We start from the raw sequence: 15,876 nt of genomic DNA, 5'->3' as shown, positions 1-15,876 counted from the left end.
CGTCGCGGTGGGAATTGACGAGACGGCCCACCCCCGCCGGTGCAGGGTGGCGACAACCCCGAGGAGACGCCCCGCCATGGCCGAGCAGCCCCAAACCTTCGATGCCATCATCATCGGCGCCGGGCAGGCCGGCCCCTCGCTCGCCGGGCGGCTCACCGGCGCGGGGATGAAGGTGGCGGTGATCGAGCGCCAGCATTTCGGCGGCACCTGCGTCAACACCGGCTGCAAGCCGACCAAGACCATGGTCGCGAGCGCCTATGCCGCCCGCATGGCGCAGCGCGCCGCCGAGTTCGGCGTGGTGCTCGCCGCCCCACCCGGCATCGACATGACGATCGTGCAGGCCCGCGCCGGCACGATCATCGCCGATGGCCGCTCCGGCATCGAGAACTGGCTGCGCGGCATGGAGGGCTGCACGGTGATCCGCGGCCATGCCCGCTTCACCGGCCCGCGCGAGGTGAGCGTGGACGGCGCGACGCTAACCGCTCCCCGCATTTTCATCAATGTCGGCGGCCGCGCCAGCGTGCCGGATTTGCCGGGCCTTGCCGACGTGCCCTACCTCACCAACACCGACATGGTAGAGATGGCCGAGTTGCCGGAACATCTGGTGATCATTGGCGGCTCCTATATCGGGCTGGAATTCGCCCAGATGTTCGCCCGCTTCGGCGCGCGCGTCAGCGTCATCGAGAGGAGCCCGCGCCTCATCGCCCGCGAGGATGAGGACGTCTCGGCCACGGTGCGCGAGATCCTGGAGGCCGAGGCTATCAAGGTCCACACCGGCGCCGAGATCCGTCAGGTGGCGCGCGACGGCGCAGGCATCGCCGTGCGGATCGAGACCGGCGGCGGCCGCCAGACCGTCACCGGCTCGCATCTCCTGCTCGCCATCGGCCGGCGCCCGAACACGGATGATCTCGGCGTTGAGGCCGCCGGCATCGCCACCGATGCGCGCGGCTACATCACGGTGGACGATCACCTTCAGACCAACGTGCCCGGCGTCTATGCGCTGGGCGACTGCAACGGGCGCGGCGCTTTTACCCACACCGCCTATAACGACTTCGAGATCGTCGCCGCCAATCTGCTGGACGGGCAGGACTGGAAGGTGAGCGAGCGCCTGCCGGGCTACGCGCTCTATATCGACCCGCCGCTCGGCCGCGTCGGCATGACCGAGACGGAAGCCCGAAAGACCGGCCGCAAGCTGATGACCGCCAAGCGGCCAATGACGCGCGTTGGCCGCGCCGTGGAGAAGGCCGAGACGCAGGGCTTCATGAAGGTGGTGGCGGAGGCGCAGACCGGGCGCATCCTCGGCGCGGCGATCCTCGGCACGGGCGGCGACGAAGCTATCCACGGCCTGCTCGACGCAATGAACGCCGATCTGCCGGCGCGCTTCTTCCAGCGCGCCGTGCCCATTCACCCCACCGTCTCCGAGCTCATCCCCACGCTTCTGGCGGATCTGCGTCCGGAAGTCTGAAACCGCGGACTGAACCGCCCTCAGAACCCCAGTGCGCAGCCGTCCTTGCGGGGGTCGGAGCCGGCCATCAGGAAGCCGGTGGCGGGGTCGCGGACGATGATTTGCCCGCCGCCAATGCCTTCCACCGCGAGCTTCACCGTGTGGCCGCGCGAAGCGAGGTCGGCGCGGACCTCCTCCGGCACGGCGGGCTCCACCTCGAGCGTGCCGTCAAAGCCGAAGGAGCGCGGCGCGTCGATGGCGCTCTGCGGGTCGAGCCCCCGGTCGAACAGGCCCGACAGCAGCGCCGCCTGCCCGGCGGACTGGTAGTGCCCGCCCATCACCCCGAACACGCCGACCGCCTCGCCATTCCGGCGCAGCAGGCCGGGAATGATGGTGTGCAGCGGGCGCTTGCCCGGCGCGATGGCGTTCGGGTGCCCCTCGATCAGCCGGAACGAGGCGCCGCGCGAGTGCAGCAGCACGCCGGTCTGCGGGTCGATCCGCGTCGAGCCATAGGCGTGGAAGATCGAGTTGATGAAGGACACCATGTTGCCGTCGCGGTCGACCGCGCAGACATAGACCGTGTCCTTGTGCTCGGGCTCGTCCCACAGCGCCGGCGGGCGGGCGCGGGCGATGTCGATCTGCGCGGCGAGGCGCTTGGCGGTGGCTTTCGACAACAGCTCCGCCACCGATACCGTCATGGCGGCGGGGTCGGCCAGCAGCGCGTCGCGGTTGTGATAGGCGATCTTGGTCGCCTCGGCATGGAGGTGGATGCGGTCGGCCAGCGACACATCCGGGCCGAGGTCGAACTCGGCGAGGATGTTCATCAACAGCAGCGCGAACAGCCCCTGCCCGTTCGGCGGGCATTCCTCGACCGTGTAGCCGCGGAACTCGGTGGAGATCGGCGTGGTGTAGAACGCAGCGTCCTTCATCGCCGCGAAATCGTCGAGCGTGTGCAACCCGCCAAGGCTCTGGAGATAGGCCACGAGCGATTCGGCCACCTTGCCTTCATAGAAGGCGCTCGCGCCATGGGCGGCGATCTCGCGCAGGCGCTGGCCGAGCAGCGGCTGGGCGTGCCGGTCGCCCGCCGCATAGGGGACGCCATCCTTGAGGAAGGCGGCGGCCGCGTTGGGCTCCTGCGCCAGCAGCGCGGCCTCGTCCGCCCCGTCGAAGGCGACGCGCTGGGCCACCGGGTAGCCATTCTCGGCATAGTCGATGGCGCGGGCGAAGAGCTGGTCGAGCGGCAGCCGGCCATAATCGGCGTGCAGCTTCATCCAGGCCGAGATGGCGCCGGGCACGGTCACGGCATGGGCGCTGGTGCGGGGAATTTCGGTGGTGAGCCCGGCCGCCTTCAGCGCGGCGACGCTCGCCGCCATCGGCGCGCGCCCGCTGCCGTTCATGGCGACGGTCGGCTTGCCGGCGGGGGCGTAGAGCACGAAGCAGTCGCCGCCAATGCCGGTCATCGCCGGCTCGACCACGCATTGCGCCGCCACCGCCGCGAGCGCCGCATCCATGGCGGTGCCGCCCGCCTGCAGGATCTCCAGCCCCGCCGCAGTGGCGAGCGGGTGCGAGGTGGCAATCGCGGCATCGCGCGCGAACAAGGTCGGGCGCGCAGGGCCGAAAAATTCCGGGCGGCGGGTCGAAATCACGGGAGATGTCCTGCTCGGGCTGGGGATCACGGGCGTACCCGCAGGTACGGTGCCCTTCTCTAGCACGATCCGGGCAAGGCGGCTGTGGCGGCGGCGCATCGGGTCGGCGGCGACACGCCGCAGCGTCCAAAGTCTGAGGGGGGAGTGGCACCGCTTTTGCTGGCTTTCTCGGCCCGGCGGGCCTCCAATGCGCCCGCCCCTTCACAGTTGAGTCCCCCGTCCCATGGGCCCCCAGGTCGTCCCCGTCGCTTCCGATCCCGTCGTCCCCACCACCGCCGATGTCGTCATTGTCGGCGGCGGCATCATCGGCACCACCAGCGCGCTTTATCTCGCCGAACGCGGCCTCAAGGTCGTGCTGTGCGAGAAGGGCCACATTGCCGGCGAGCAATCGAGCCGCAACTGGGGCTGGTGCCGCCAGGCCAAGCGCGACCCGCGCGAATTCGAGCTGATCCGCGAGGCGCTGCGCCTGTGGCGCGGCATGGACGAACATATCGGCGCGCCGACCGGCTTCACCACCACCGGCATCCTGTTCGCCGCCAATGACGCCAAGAAGGAAGCCTCCTTCGAGAGCTGGGTGCGCGAGGCCGCGCCCGCCGGCATCAAGGCGCAGATGCTCACGGCCGCCGAGATCGCCCGTGTCATGCCCGGCGACACGGCCCCGCCGAAAGGGGCGCTCTGGTGCGATTCGGACGGGCGCGCCGAGCCGCAAAAGGCCGCTCCCGCCATTGCCGAGGCGGCCCGCCGCAAGGGCGCGGTGATCCTCACCGATTGTGCGGTGCGCGGCATCGAGACCGGCGGCGGCCGGGTCATCGCCGCCATCACCGAGCGCGGGCGTATCGTCACCTCGAACATCGTGGTGGCCGGCGGCGCCTGGACGCGGCGCATCCTCAAGGATGTCGGCATCGACCTGCCGCAGCTCAAGGTGCGCGCCAGCGTGATGCGCACCTCGCCCGTGCCGGGCGGCCCGGTTCCGGCGCTGTGGGACCACGACTTTGCCATGCGCCGGCGCGAGGATGGCGGCTACACCATCGCCAATGGCCATGTGAATGTCGTTCCCATCGTGCCGGACAGCTTCCGCTTCTGCCTGGATTTCCTGCCGGCGCTGCAGATGGAATTCGCCTCGCTGCGCCTGCGGCTCGATTCCCGCTTCCTCACCGAATGGAGCGAGGCGGGCGCGCGCCCCTTCGACCAGCCCTCGGTCTATGAGGCCGCGCGCGTGCTCGATCCGGCGCCCGACGAGGGCTATCTCGATCAGGCCTTCGCCGCGCTCAAGCGCCGCTTCCCGATGTTCGGCGAGGCGCGCATGGTGCAGAGCTGGGCCGGCTTCATCGACGCCACGCCCGATGCCGTGCCGGTCATCTCGCCGGCCGAGGGCGTCAGCGGCCTCGTCGTCGCCACCGGCTTTTCCGGCCATGGCTTCGGCATCGGGCCGGGCGCCGGCCATCTCGTGGCGGACATCGTCACCGACATGGCGCCGATCGCCGATCCGCGCCCCTACCGGCTGTCGCGCTTCTTCGACGGCTCGCGCCCGCGTCCCATGGCGGGGCTCTGACCCCGCCTTATCAGCCTGAACGCACCGGAGACCCCCGCCGTGGCACAGACCATTGCCCGCCGCCCCCTGCCGCGCTCGCTCTATGCGAAGACCGCGATCCCCGCGCCGGAAACCACGGCGCTCACCGGCGACGTCACCGCGAAGGTGGCCATCGTCGGCGCCGGCTTCACCGGCCTCTCCGCCGCGCTGCACCTCGCGGAAGCCGGGGTGGAAACGGTGGTGCTCGACGCCAGCGCCATTGGCTGGGGCGCCTCCGGCCGCAATGGCGGGCAGGTCAATCCCGGCCTCAAATGGGAGCCGGAAGATCTCGTCGCCACCTTCGGCGCCGATCTCGGCGGGCGGATGGTGAAGCTCGGCGACGAGGCGCCGCAGCTGGTCTTCGACCTCATCGCCAAGCACGGCATCGACTGCGCGCCGCAGCGCGGCGGCACGCTCCGCGCGGCGATCTCCGAAACCGCGGCCACCGGCATCCGCAGCTTCCAGCGGCAATGGAGCGCGCGCGGGGCGGATGTGGTCCTCGCCGACGCCAAGGAAATGGCGGCGCTTACCGGCACCGGCGCCTATCGGATGGGCGCGCATGACCGGCGCGGCGGGCAGGTGAACCCGCTCGGCTATGTGCGCGGCCTTGCCGGCGCGGCGCTGAAGGCCGGCGCGCGCATCTTCACCGACACGCCGGCCGTGAAGCTCACGCGCGGGACGGGCGGCTGGGAAATCGCCACGCCCACTGGGACGGTGCGGGCCGAGCGCGTCATCCTCGCCACCAACGGCTATAGCGACGATCTCTGGCCGGGGCTGCGCCGCTCGGTGGTGCCGGTGTTCTCCTCGATCACCGCCACCGAGCCGCTGCCGGCGCAGGTGCGCGCGCCGATCATGCCGAACGGCGTGGTGCTCTACGAGATGTCCTCATCCTATGTCTATTACCGCCTCGACGATGCCGGCCGTTTCGTGATGGGCGGGCGCAGCGTGCTGCGCGAGGCGAGCGCGCCGGTGGACTACACCGCGCTGGTCGACCACGCGACGCGGCTGTTCCCGGTGCTCCGGGCGTTCGAGTGGACGCATCGCTGGAACGGGCAGGTCGCCGTGACCTGGGATCACCTGCCGCATCTGCATGAGCCGGAGGCCGGGCTGCATATCGGCCTCGGCTATAATGGCCGCGGCGTCGCCATGGCGACCGCGACCGGCCGGATGCTGGCGCGGCGCGCGGCCGGCGGCGGGCCGGAGACGCTCGACCTGCCGGTCACCCGCATCCGCCCCATCCTCGGCCACGCCGCCTGGCCGCTCGCGGTCAAGACAAGGCTGAAATGGGACCGTCTGCGCGAGACCTTCGCGCACTGATCCGCGCGCACTGAACCTCGCCAAAGAAAAAGCCCCGGAACGCGGCCGCGTTCCGGGGCTTTTTCGTGGACGCGGAAAGATCAGGCCGGCGTGCCGCGCAGGCGCTCGGCGCGGCGGCGCAGCAGTTCCAGCGTCATCATCAGGAGCGCGGCGAAGATGACCAGGAAGGTCGCCGCCGCGGTGATGGTCGGCGAGATCTGCTCGCGGATGCCGGAGAACATCTGGCGCGGCAAGGTGCGCTGATCCGGGCTCGACAGGAACAGCGCCACCACCACCTCGTCCCAGGAGGTGACGAAGGCGAAGAGCGCGCCCGACGTCACGCCCGGCGCGATCAGCGGCAGGGTCACGGTGCGGAAGGCGGTCCAGGGCGAGGCGCCGAGCGAGGCGGCGGCGCGTGTCAGCGAGCGGTCGAAGCCGGTCAGCGTCGCCGTCACGGTGATGACGACGAAGGGCGTGCCGAGAATGGCATGGGCGAGGATCAGCCCGAGATAGGTGTTGTTCAGCCCCACCGCCGCGAAGCCGAAGAACATCGCCACCGCCACGATCACCACCGGCACGATCATCGGCGAGATGAGGATCGACAGGATCAGCCCGGCGAAGGGCACGTTGCCGCGCGACAGGCCGAGCGCGGCGAGCGTGCCGAGGCCGGTGGCGATCAGCGTCGAGAAGAAGGCGACGAAGGCGCTGTTATAGAGCGCCACCCGCCAGCGCTCGTTGAAGAAGAAGTCTTCATACCAGCGCAGGCTCAGCCCCGGCAGCGGGTAGGTGAACCACGGCTCGCTCGAGAAGGAGAGCGGCATGATGACGAGGATCGGCCCGACCAGGAACAGGAAGACCAGCGTGCAGTACACGGCGAAGATCAGGTAGGACAGCTTCTCGCGCGGCGTGGCGTAAGACGGTGCAAGCATGTCGGTCAGCCCAGTTTCACCTTGTCGATGCCGACCACGCGGTTGAACACCGCATAGAGCACCAGCGTGATCATCAGGAGGATGGCGCCGAGGGCGGAAGCCTGACCCCAGTTCATTTCCTTGTTGGTGTAGAGCGCCACGAAATAGCTCACCATCTGGTCCTGTGGCCCGCCGACCAGCGCCGGGGTGATGTAGTAGCCGAGCGAGAGAATGAAGGTGAGCAGGCAGCCGGCGCCGACGCCGGGCAGGGTTTGCGGCATGTAGACCGAGACGAAGGCGGTGAGCGGCCCGGCGCCGAGCGAGCGCGCGGCGCGCAGATGCGAGGCGGGGATCGACTTCATCACCGAATAGATCGGCAGGATGGTGAAGGGCAGCTGGATGTGCGTCATCGCCAACACGGTGCCGAAGCGGTTGAAGATGAGCTGCACCCGCTCCGTGGTGATGTTGAGCGCCAGCAGGAAGTCGTTCAGCACGCCATTGCTCTGCAAGAGCACGATCCACGCCGTGGTGCGCACCAGGATCGAGGTGGTGAAGGGCAGCAGCACCAGGATCATCAGCATGTTGGCATGCTTGGGCGGCAGGATCGCCAAGAGATGCGCCACCGGATAGCCGAGCACCAGCGTCGCCAGCGTCACCATGAAGCTGATCCAGATGGTGCGGTAGAAGATGTCGAGGAAGATCGACTGGTCGGCGAAATTGCGCATCACCGCGCCGTTCGCGTCCTGGCGCAGGTCGACCGAGGTGAGCAGGTAATAGGGCGTCAGCGTCGCGCCGGCCCGCTTCATGATGGCCCAGAACTCGACCGAGCCCCATTCCGCGTCAGTGGCCAGGAACTTCTCTTTCCACGGCCCGCCGCCGCCGGCGTCGATCAGCCGGCCGGCCTTGAGAAAGCGCGAGCGCGCGCCCGGCACCTCGTAATTGATGCGCTTGCCGACCAGCGCGGTGGTGCGGTCCTTCTGGGTCTGGGTGAGGTCGTCGGCGAAGGCGGCGAACACATCCTCGCCCGGCGTCGCCTGCCCGTCCCAGGCCTGCAGCGACAGCATGGTCTTGGGCAGGCTCTCGCGCACTTCCGTGTTCTCGACCGCGCGGACCAGCATCAGGCCGATGGGCAGGGCGAACACCGCCAGCACGAAAAGCAGAAGCGGCGCGACCAGCGAAAAGGAGCGGGCCCGGTTCAGGCGCTCGGCGCGTCTCAGCTTGGTCTTGAGCGAGGTGCGGTCGACGCCGGTCACGGCGCCGCCTTCCAGGGCGGCTACAGCCATTCGATACTTCCCCTCGGCTGGTGTCGGCCGGCTCTGGCGGGCGTGTGCCGCGCGCGTCCGGGCCGATCGGTTCGTTCGGCCGGGGCGCCGCGAGGCCCCCGGCCGGCGTTCTCATCCCCCGTGCAGCGGGGGCCGGCACCGGCACGCCAGGGGAGCGGGTGCTCCCCCTGCCGGCCCGGCTCAGGCGAAGTGGGTCACTGAGCAACCCAGGTATTGAAGCGCTTCAGCAGCTCTTCCTTGTTGTCACCCCAGAAGACCGGGTCGTTGGCGAGCGCGGTCTTGGAGTTCTCCGGCGCGGTCGGCAGATCCTTCAGGATGTCCGGCGCGATCTTCGGCGTGGCGGCGAGCAGCGCCGGGCCGTAGGAGATGTACTTGGTCTGCTCGGCCTGGGCTTCCGGGCTCGAGGCAAATTCGATGAACTTGTAGACCGCGTCGAGATCCTTCACGCCCTTCGGGATCGCCCAGAGGTCGTAGTCCATCAGCTGGCCGTCCCAGACGATCTTGAAGTTCTTCTTGTCGACCTTGTTGGCGTTGAAGATACGGCCGTTCCAGGCGGTCGCCATCACCACTTCACCCGAGGCGAGCAGCTGCGGCGGCTGGGCGCCGGCCTCCCACCACACGATGTCCTTCTTGATGGTGTCGAGCTTCTTGAACGCCTTGTCGACGCCTTCCTTGGTCTTCAGCGTGGCGTAGACCTTGTCGGCCGGCACGCCTTCGGCCATCAGCGCGAATTCGAGGTTGCCGAAGGGGGTCTTCTGCAGCGCGCGCTTGCCCGGCCACTTCTTGGTGTCGAACAGGTCGCCAATGGTCTTCGGGCCGTCCTTGATCTTGTCCGCGTCATACGCGTAGATCGTCGAGTAGATGATGGTGGGGATGCCGCACTCGAAGGTGGAGCCCTTCACGAAGGCTTCCTTGCCACCGAACTTCGAGTAGTCGATCGGCGTCAGGAAGCCCTCGTCGCAGCCCTGCTGCGCGGTCGCGGCGTCGACGTCGATGGCATCCCAGGTGGTGTTGCCGGATTCGACCATGGCGCGGATGCGGGCCGCCTCGCCATTGTACTCTTCCTGGGTGATCTTCACGCCGGTCTTGGCGGTGAAGGGCTTGTAATAGGCCTCTTCCTGGCTCTTCTGGTAGGCGCCGCCCCAGGAGGTGATGGTCAGGCTGTCGGCCGCGAAGGCGGCGCCGCAGCTCGCGGACAGCGCGAGAGCGGACAGGGTCATCGTCAACGACTTGATCTGCATGGACATTCCCTTTGGGTCGGTTGTTGGCAAAACGGGTGATCGGCAGAAAGCAGGGTCAGGCCGCGTCGAGGGCGCGGCAGTCCTGCGCGCGCCAGCCGAGCGGTATGCGGGAGCCGATGTCGAGCACCGGCCGGTCCTCGACATTGCTGACCTTGACGACGACCTCGGCGCCGCTGTCGAGACGGCAGCGCACGCGGACATGGTCGCCGAGATAGATGATCTCGGCGATTTCAGCCTCGAAGCGGTTGTCGACCACGCCCTCGGCGGGGGCGATCTTCACCCGCTCGGGGCGAATGGAGAGCAGGCACTTCTCGCCGACGCCGGCGGCGCTGGTCAGCGTCGCGGTGACGGTGTCGCCATTGCCCAGCACCACCGTGCAGACATCGCCGCTGGCGGCCTCGATGCGGCCCGGCAGGCGGTTGTTCTCGCCGATGAACTGGGCGACGAAGGAGTTGGACGGGCTTTCATAAAGCTCGGAGGGCGGGGCGACCTGCTGGATGATGCCGGCATTGAACACCGCCACCCGGTCGGACATGGTCAGCGCCTCGCTCTGGTCGTGCGTGACATAGACCACGGTGATGCCGAGCCGCTCATGCAGATGGCGGATCTCCATCTGCATGTGCTCGCGCAGCTGCTTGTCGAGCGCACCGAGCGGCTCGTCCATCAGCACCAGCTTGGGCTCGAAGACGAGCGCGCGGGCAAGCGCGACGCGCTGCTGCTGGCCGCCCGAGAGCTGGCCGGGCATGCGGGCGGCGAAGGAGCCCAGCTCGACCATGCCCAGCGCCTTGGCCACGCGCTCGGCGATCTCGGCCTTGGGCAGGCCGCGCACCTTGAGCGGGTAGCCGACATTCTGCGCCACGCTCATATGGGGGAAGAGGGCATAGTTCTGGAAGACCATGCCGATGTCGCGCTTTTCCGGGGGGAGCGCGTCGATGCGGTTGCCATCGAGGATGATGTCGCCGGAGGTCGGCGTCTCGAAGCCGGCCAGCATCATCAGGGTGGTGGTCTTGCCCGAGCCGGAGGGCCCGAGAAGGGTCAGGAATTCCCCGCGCCGGATGCGCAGGCTGAGATCCTTCACGACAAGAATCTCACCGTCATAGGTCTTCTGAACGCCGGCAAATTCGACAAAGCTATCGTTGGCACTCACGGGAAGCCTCATGGATGCTCCTCAGCACTGGCGGGGGAGGATTGGCCGCTCCTCCCGGGCACGTTTGTCAGGCGTTCATGTGTTTCCACCCGCCGGAGCGAGCCCCCTGTCTTCCGCAAGCACCGTGCCAACCGCCCTCATGGGCCGCCGAACGCCCTACTTGAGCACCCCATCGTCAAAAAAGATAGATGTATTTCAATAGGTTATGGAAGGTTCGCCGTCATGACGGCATGGGCCCGGCATTGCGTGCCCATGGGGCCCCGCTCGGGTCGGCTTCCACCCTGTTGTCCGATGGTATGGCACACCGGACAGCGCCTGTTGCTGAAGAACTAGGCGCGCTTATTTTTAGGCCTCCGGCCCCGCGCCACCCTGCGTCATGACACGATCCGCGTCACGTGCCGGGGGTGCGAAGGCCAGGACGGCCACGCTCATGCTAGGGGCTTGCGGCGCTCCTTGGCAGGTGGAAGCCGTCACCCCCGTTGTCTTAAAGCGACGTCCGCCCAAGCGAGTGGCGCGAAAGCGCGCATGTGATGATTTTCGGGGCGATCCCGCTGCCGTGGCGGGTTTACATTGTGTTGCGGAGCAGCCCGTCGAGACCCAGGTCCGGGTGGTGTCCCGCCACCGCGTCGATATCCGCCCGCAGCCGCCGGGTGATCCAGTCGCGCAGATCCGCCACGATGGGGCGCAGCGGCTTGTCGCGCAGCCGCATGAACTGGCACTGGCGCCCCGTGGCGCTGGCGCGGCCGCCGAAAGGTATCAGAGCACCGGTCCGCAGCCCGTGACCGACCACGTTCAGCCAGCCGAGCGCCACCCCCTGCCCGAGCATCGCCGCCTGCACGACGATTCCATAATCGTCGAGGTCCATCGTCTCGGGCGGCGGGTCCATCGCCTCGGGCGGCAGCAGATGCGACCAGTCCGGCTCGGCCTCGCTCAGCCGGATTACCCTGATCGTCCGCCTGACTGCACTGACACTCCGCCCGTTTTCCACCCCCGCTTCCGCATAGGAAGGGCTGCACACCGGCAGCACGATCTCCGGCATGATGTAGCTCAGCTCATGGCGGGCATCGGCCCGGTCGACGAAGCGCATGCCGAGATCGACATCATGCACCGGCCCGCCCAGCGCCGACATGATGAGCTGGAAGCGCAGCTCCAGCTTGGGAAAATCCCTTTTTAGTTCAGCCATATGCGGCATCATCCAGTGCGTGGTGAAGCCGGTGGAGACCGACAGCGTCACCGTCTCGATGCCGATCCGCCGGTCTTCGATTTCCTGCAACGCCCTCTCGATACCGGAAAAGCCGCGCCCTACCGCCTCATGCAGGATGCGGCCCGGCTCGGTCAGCGCCACCCCGCCGGGCAGCCGGTCGAACAGCGGGAAGCCAATATGCTCCTCCAGCCGCCCGACCATGCGACTGACCGCCGCCGGCGTCACATTCAGCTCCTCCGCCGCCCGCGCGAAGTTCCCGCAGCGGGCCGCGGCCTCGAAAGTGAAAAAGCCGTTCATCGACGGCAACATCAGGCGGATCTTACGCATTTACATGATGTAACGCCTGCCCAAGCTTTTTTCAATTGAAGCAGGACGCCCCCGCTGCTCTGCTGGCCGCCATCGAAGCCCGGCGCTGCTGCGCCCTACCGACCGGAGTTCTCCGTGAAACTCACCGATTTCAAGGTCATGACGTTCGATGTCGTCGGCACGCTGATCGACTTCGAGACCGGCGTTCTGAATGCCATGCGCACGCTCGGTGGCCCGAAGGCGGAAGCGGCCACGGATGACGAGATCTTCGGGCCCTACACGCGCGGGCGGGACGCTTTCCACGGCCGTTCCTCCTTCGCCATGAAGGACGTCTACCTCTACGTCGCCAATGAGTGCGGCTTCGCCAATGACGAGACGACCGCCGAGGCGTTCCAGCTCGCCGTGTTCCGCTGGCCGGCCTTCGCGGACTCGGTCGAGGCGCTGAAGCGCCTGCGCCACAACTACCGGCTGGTCGCCATGACCAACACCGACCGCACCGTCTTCTCCGCCTATTCCGCCACCCTCGGCAACCCGTTCCATGACAGCGTGACCTGCGACGAGGCCGGCTGCGCCAAGCCTGATCCGCGCTTCTTCTCCTATAATCTCGGCCGCCAGTCGGCCTTCGGCTACCGGCAGGACGAGATCCTGCATGTCGCGCAGAGCCAGCATCACGACATCGGCGTCGCCCGCGCTGAGGGCTACACGGTGTGCTGGATCGAGCGGCGGCAAGGGCTTGTCGGCTATGGCGGCACGCCCGCGCCCAAGAGCTTCACCACGCCCGACCTGCATCTCTCCTCGCTGAAGCAGCTCGCCGACGCGGTCGACGCCGAACGCGCGGGCGCCTGATGCCGGTCGCCGCCCCGGTCTCCCTCGCCTGCGACACGCTGATCCTTGGCGGCGGCAGCGCCGGCTGCGTGCTGGCGGCGCGGCTGTCGGAGGAGCCCGGGCGGCAGGTCATCCTCATCGAGGCCGGGCGCGACATCACCCGCGCCGACATCCCGGCGGACATCGCCGGGCGCTACCCCGGCCGCGCCTATCTCGACACGTCGAACATCTGGGCGGGGCTCAATGCCTTGATGGGCGCCGGCAATGCGCCGCGCGAACCCCGGCGCTATGAGCAGGCGCGCCTGCTCGGAGGCGGCTCGGCGATCAATGCGCTGATGGCCAACCGCGGCGCGCCGGACGATTACGACGAGTGGGAGCGTCTGGGCGCGGAAGGCTGGGGTTTGCGCGACTGCCTGCCGGTGTTTCGCGCCATGGAGGCGGACCGCGACTTTTCCGGCCCGCTGCACGGCACGGACGGGCCGATCATCGTGCGCCGCATCGGCGATGGCGCGCTCTCGCCCTTCGTCCGACGGGTGATGGAGACGCTGGAGGCGCGCGGCCACCCGATCCAGCTCGACCAGAACGGCGCGTGGCTCGACGGCACCTATCGCGGCGCGGTGGCGGTGGACGATGAGGGCCGGCGCCAGCCGACCTCGCTGGCCTATCTCACGCCCGCGGTCCGCGCCCGGCCCAATCTGCGCATCATCACCGGCCATCAGGCCCACCACCTGCTCATGGCAGGGCGCCGCGTCACCGGCGCGGTGGTCGATGGCCCGGCGGGCCCCGTCACCATCACCGCCGGCGAGGTCGTTGTCGCGGCCGGCGCCATCCACTCGCCGGCGCTGCTACTGCGCTCCGGCATCGGCCCGGCGGAGGAACTGCAGGCGCTCGGCATCGGCGTGGTGGCGGACCGGCCGGGCGTCGGGCGCAACCTCATGGAGCACCCCTCCATCGCCGTTGCCACCTGGCTGCCGCCGGCCTTTCGCGAGCGCAACGGCGCCGAGCACCATGAGCAGGCGATCTGGCGCTACACCTCGGACCTTCCCGGCGCCCCGCCGGGCGACATGCACGCCGCCATCCTCTCGCGCGCCGGCTGGCACAGCGTCGGGCGGCGGACGGGCTGCCTGTTCTTCTGGGTCAATAAGAGTTTTTCGCGCGGCAGCGTGCGTCTGGCCGGGGCCGATCCGGCGCGCGAGCCGCTGGTCGATTTCCGCATGCTCAGCGACGCGCGCGATCTCCAGCGGCTGTGCGACGCGCTGCGCCGGGGCGCGCAGGCCCTGCTCGACCCCGCGCTCGATGGGGCGCGCGATGTGGTCTTTCCGGCGAGCTACACGCCGCGCGTGGCGAAGATCGCCGTGCCCGGCCGGTGGAACGCGCTCCAGCGCGGCACTCTCGCGGCGCTGCTCGACGCCGCCGGCCCGTTACGCGCGGCGCTGATCCATGCGGTCGTCACCGAAGGCATCACCATCGCCGACCTGCTCAATGACGCGGGCGCGCTGACCGATTTCGTGCGTCGCAATGTCGGGGGCACCTGGCACCCGAGCGGCACCTGCCGCATGGGCCGGGCGGACGATCCCGCCGCCGTCACCACCGCGCAGGGCCGGGTGATCGGCGTCGCGGGCTTGCGCGTGGCGGACGCTTCCGTCATGCCGGCCATTCCGCGCGCCAACACCAACATGCCGACCATCATGATCGCCGAGCGCATCGCCGGCTTCATGCGGGCGGGCGGCTGACACTCGTCAGGCCGGCGATTCCCCGACCGTGTCGGCCATCGTCGCGCCGCGCAGCCCCAGCGGCAGCGGCGCGCCGGTGGTGCTGTCGCGCGCCGTCTGGTGCTCGGCCTCGGCGTTGATCTGCGCCCCCACCAGCACGACGATGATGGAGATCCACACCCAGATCATGAAAGCCATGATGGCGCCCAGCGAGCCATAGGTCTCGTTGAAATCGGTGAGGTTCGCCGCGTACCAGGAGAACAGCATGGAGCCGGCGAGCCAGGCGCTGGCCGCGAACACGCTGCCGACGCTGAGCCATTGCCAGCGCGGGCGCTCGCGGCTCGGCGCGTAGCGATAGATCAGCGCCAGCCCGATGCTGACCGCGACGAACAGCAGCGGCCAGCGGCCCCAGCGGATCAGCAATTCGCCGGGCAGGCCCGGCAGCAGGGCGAGCACCAGCGGCAGCAGCACCACCGCACCCATGGCGAGCAGCATCAGCGCCAGCGCGCCGGAAGTGAACAGCAGCGACACGGCATTCAGCCGGATGAAGCTGCGTTTCTCGCTCTCGCCATAGACGATGTTGAGCGCATCAAAGAGCGCCTTCATCCCGGCATTGGAGCTCCACAGCGCGATGACGAGGCTCAGCGCAAAGGCAAAGCCGAGCGTGCGGTTGCTGCCGGTGGCGATGCGCTCGATCTGCCCGCTGATGATCTCCACCGCCGCCCCCGGCAGGATGCCGCGCCACTGGTCGAGCTCGCGAATGACCGCCACCGGCTCGGCATAAAGGCCGAACAGCGAGATGAAGGCGGCGAGCGCGGGAAACAGCGCCAGCATGGTGTAGAAGGTCACCCCGCCCGCCACCGCCAGCACCCGGTCCTCGGTGAAACCGGCATAGACGCGCCAGAACACATCGCGCCAGGCGCGGGCCGGCAGCTCCGCCGGGCTGTCAGCGAAGCGGCCGCGCCCATCATGCAGCGCGGCGGCAAGCGGCACGGCGGGCAGCGAAGCAGGCGCCTGCCCTTCCCGGCGCAGGGGCACCGGCCAGCGTGTAACCAGCGCCGCGCCCAGCACGAAGGCGGCTCCCGCGAGCAGCACATCCCCGCCACCCGCACGCATCCACGTCCGTCGTCCCATGTTTCCCTCCCCCACCCGCTACCTGTGCAGGGGATAAGCCCGAAAGCGCCGAAGGGTTGCGCAGCACCGCATCGACCGAAGGGCGAACACGCGACGGTAACGCGCGGCCGGCGGCCTTTATGCCTTCCTTATGGCGGGTCGCCGCATTCCGGATCGAACG

12 protein-coding genes are annotated in these 15,876 nt (G+C 68.8%); 5 read left to right on the top strand and 7 right to left on the bottom strand.

The features are described from left to right. Positions 1–76: 76 nt before the first annotated feature. The gene (locus OU996_RS10560; RefSeq protein WP_267581564.1) at positions 77–1,465 is read left to right on the top strand and encodes an FAD-containing oxidoreductase; all 1,389 of its coding nucleotides are present in this window, start codon (positions 77–79) and stop codon (positions 1,463–1,465) included. 20 nt (positions 1,466–1,485) lie between these two features. On the opposite strand, the gene OU996_RS10555 is transcribed toward OU996_RS10560, so the two are convergent. Further along, entirely contained in the window at positions 1,486–3,090 is a 1,605-nt protein-coding gene (locus OU996_RS10555) for a gamma-glutamyltransferase family protein (RefSeq protein ID WP_267581563.1), read from the bottom strand. Positions 3,091–3,313: 223 nt separating this feature from the next. Between OU996_RS10555 and OU996_RS10550 the strand changes: the two genes are divergently transcribed. Next, the gene (locus OU996_RS10550) at positions 3,314–4,642 is read left to right on the top strand and encodes an NAD(P)/FAD-dependent oxidoreductase (protein ID WP_267581562.1); all 1,329 of its coding nucleotides are present in this window, start codon (positions 3,314–3,316) and stop codon (positions 4,640–4,642) included. A gap of 39 nt (positions 4,643–4,681) precedes the next feature. Beyond that, the gene (locus tag OU996_RS10545; protein WP_267581561.1) at positions 4,682–5,977 is read left to right on the top strand and encodes an NAD(P)/FAD-dependent oxidoreductase; all 1,296 of its coding nucleotides are present in this window, start codon (positions 4,682–4,684) and stop codon (positions 5,975–5,977) included. A gap of 80 nt (positions 5,978–6,057) precedes the next feature. On the opposite strand, the gene OU996_RS10540 is transcribed toward OU996_RS10545, so the two are convergent. The 5 genes from OU996_RS10540 to OU996_RS10520 all read right to left on the bottom strand — a co-directional run bounded on the left by OU996_RS10540 (position 6,058) and on the right by OU996_RS10520 (position 12,066). After that, the gene (locus OU996_RS10540) at positions 6,058–6,885 is read right to left on the bottom strand and encodes an ABC transporter permease (RefSeq protein ID WP_267581560.1); all 828 of its coding nucleotides are present in this window, start codon (positions 6,883–6,885) and stop codon (positions 6,058–6,060) included. Positions 6,886–6,890: 5 nt separating this feature from the next. Next, entirely contained in the window at positions 6,891–8,147 is a 1,257-nt protein-coding gene (locus OU996_RS10535) for an ABC transporter permease (RefSeq protein WP_267581559.1), read from the bottom strand. A gap of 194 nt (positions 8,148–8,341) precedes the next feature. Next, entirely contained in the window at positions 8,342–9,388 is a 1,047-nt protein-coding gene (locus OU996_RS10530) for an ABC transporter substrate-binding protein (protein WP_267581558.1), read from the bottom strand. Positions 9,389–9,443: 55 nt separating this feature from the next. Beyond that, the gene (locus tag OU996_RS10525) at positions 9,444–10,547 is read right to left on the bottom strand and encodes an ABC transporter ATP-binding protein (protein ID WP_267581557.1); all 1,104 of its coding nucleotides are present in this window, start codon (positions 10,545–10,547) and stop codon (positions 9,444–9,446) included. 553 nt (positions 10,548–11,100) lie between these two features. After that, positions 11,101–12,066 carry a LysR family transcriptional regulator gene (locus tag OU996_RS10520; RefSeq protein WP_267581556.1) on the bottom strand — a complete coding sequence of 322 codons (966 nt, stop codon included), beginning with the start codon at positions 12,064–12,066 and terminating at the stop codon, positions 11,101–11,103. A 114-nt stretch (positions 12,067–12,180) separates the two neighbouring features. Between OU996_RS10520 and OU996_RS10515 the strand changes: the two genes are divergently transcribed. Further along, positions 12,181–12,891, top strand: a complete 711-nt coding sequence (locus tag OU996_RS10515) for an HAD-IA family hydrolase (protein ID WP_267581555.1) — start codon at positions 12,181–12,183, stop codon at positions 12,889–12,891. Further along, positions 12,891–14,603, top strand: a complete 1,713-nt coding sequence (locus tag OU996_RS10510) for a GMC family oxidoreductase (RefSeq protein WP_267581554.1) — start codon at positions 12,891–12,893, stop codon at positions 14,601–14,603. The genes OU996_RS10515 and OU996_RS10510 overlap by 1 nt, the downstream gene beginning before the upstream one ends. A 6-nt stretch (positions 14,604–14,609) precedes the next feature. On the opposite strand, the gene OU996_RS10505 is transcribed toward OU996_RS10510, so the two are convergent. Next, entirely contained in the window at positions 14,610–15,716 is a 1,107-nt protein-coding gene (locus tag OU996_RS10505) for a YihY/virulence factor BrkB family protein (protein ID WP_267581553.1), read from the bottom strand. Positions 15,717–15,876: the final 160 nt, after the last annotated feature.

It is taken from the genome of Ancylobacter sp. SL191, assembly GCF_026625645.1.
GTDB lineage: Bacteria > Pseudomonadota > Alphaproteobacteria > Rhizobiales > Xanthobacteraceae > Ancylobacter.
Note: the sequence above shows the minus strand (reverse complement) of the source record. Positions and strands in the feature narration are given on the sequence as shown.

Excerpts from the sequence above, each read along its gene's own strand:
- OU996_RS10520 (WP_267581556.1), bottom strand. The coding sequence starts at position 12,066 with ATGCGTAAGATCCGCCTGATGTTGCCGTCGATGAACGGCTTTTTCACT.
- OU996_RS10530 (WP_267581558.1), bottom strand. The coding sequence starts at position 9,388 with ATGCAGATCAAGTCGTTGACGATGACCCTGTCCGCTCTCGCGCTGTCC.
- OU996_RS10560 (WP_267581564.1), top strand. The coding sequence starts at position 77 with ATGGCCGAGCAGCCCCAAACCTTCGATGCCATCATCATCGGCGCCGGG.
- OU996_RS10535 (WP_267581559.1), bottom strand. The coding sequence starts at position 8,147 with ATGGCTGTAGCCGCCCTGGAAGGCGGCGCCGTGACCGGCGTCGACCGC.
- OU996_RS10550 (WP_267581562.1), top strand. The coding sequence starts at position 3,314 with ATGGGCCCCCAGGTCGTCCCCGTCGCTTCCGATCCCGTCGTCCCCACC.
- OU996_RS10510 (WP_267581554.1), top strand. The coding sequence starts at position 12,891 with ATGCCGGTCGCCGCCCCGGTCTCCCTCGCCTGCGACACGCTGATCCTT.
- OU996_RS10540 (WP_267581560.1), bottom strand. The coding sequence starts at position 6,885 with ATGCTTGCACCGTCTTACGCCACGCCGCGCGAGAAGCTGTCCTACCTG.
- OU996_RS10525 (WP_267581557.1), bottom strand. The coding sequence starts at position 10,547 with ATGAGGCTTCCCGTGAGTGCCAACGATAGCTTTGTCGAATTTGCCGGC.
- OU996_RS10505 (WP_267581553.1), bottom strand. The coding sequence starts at position 15,716 with ATGGGACGACGGACGTGGATGCGTGCGGGTGGCGGGGATGTGCTGCTC.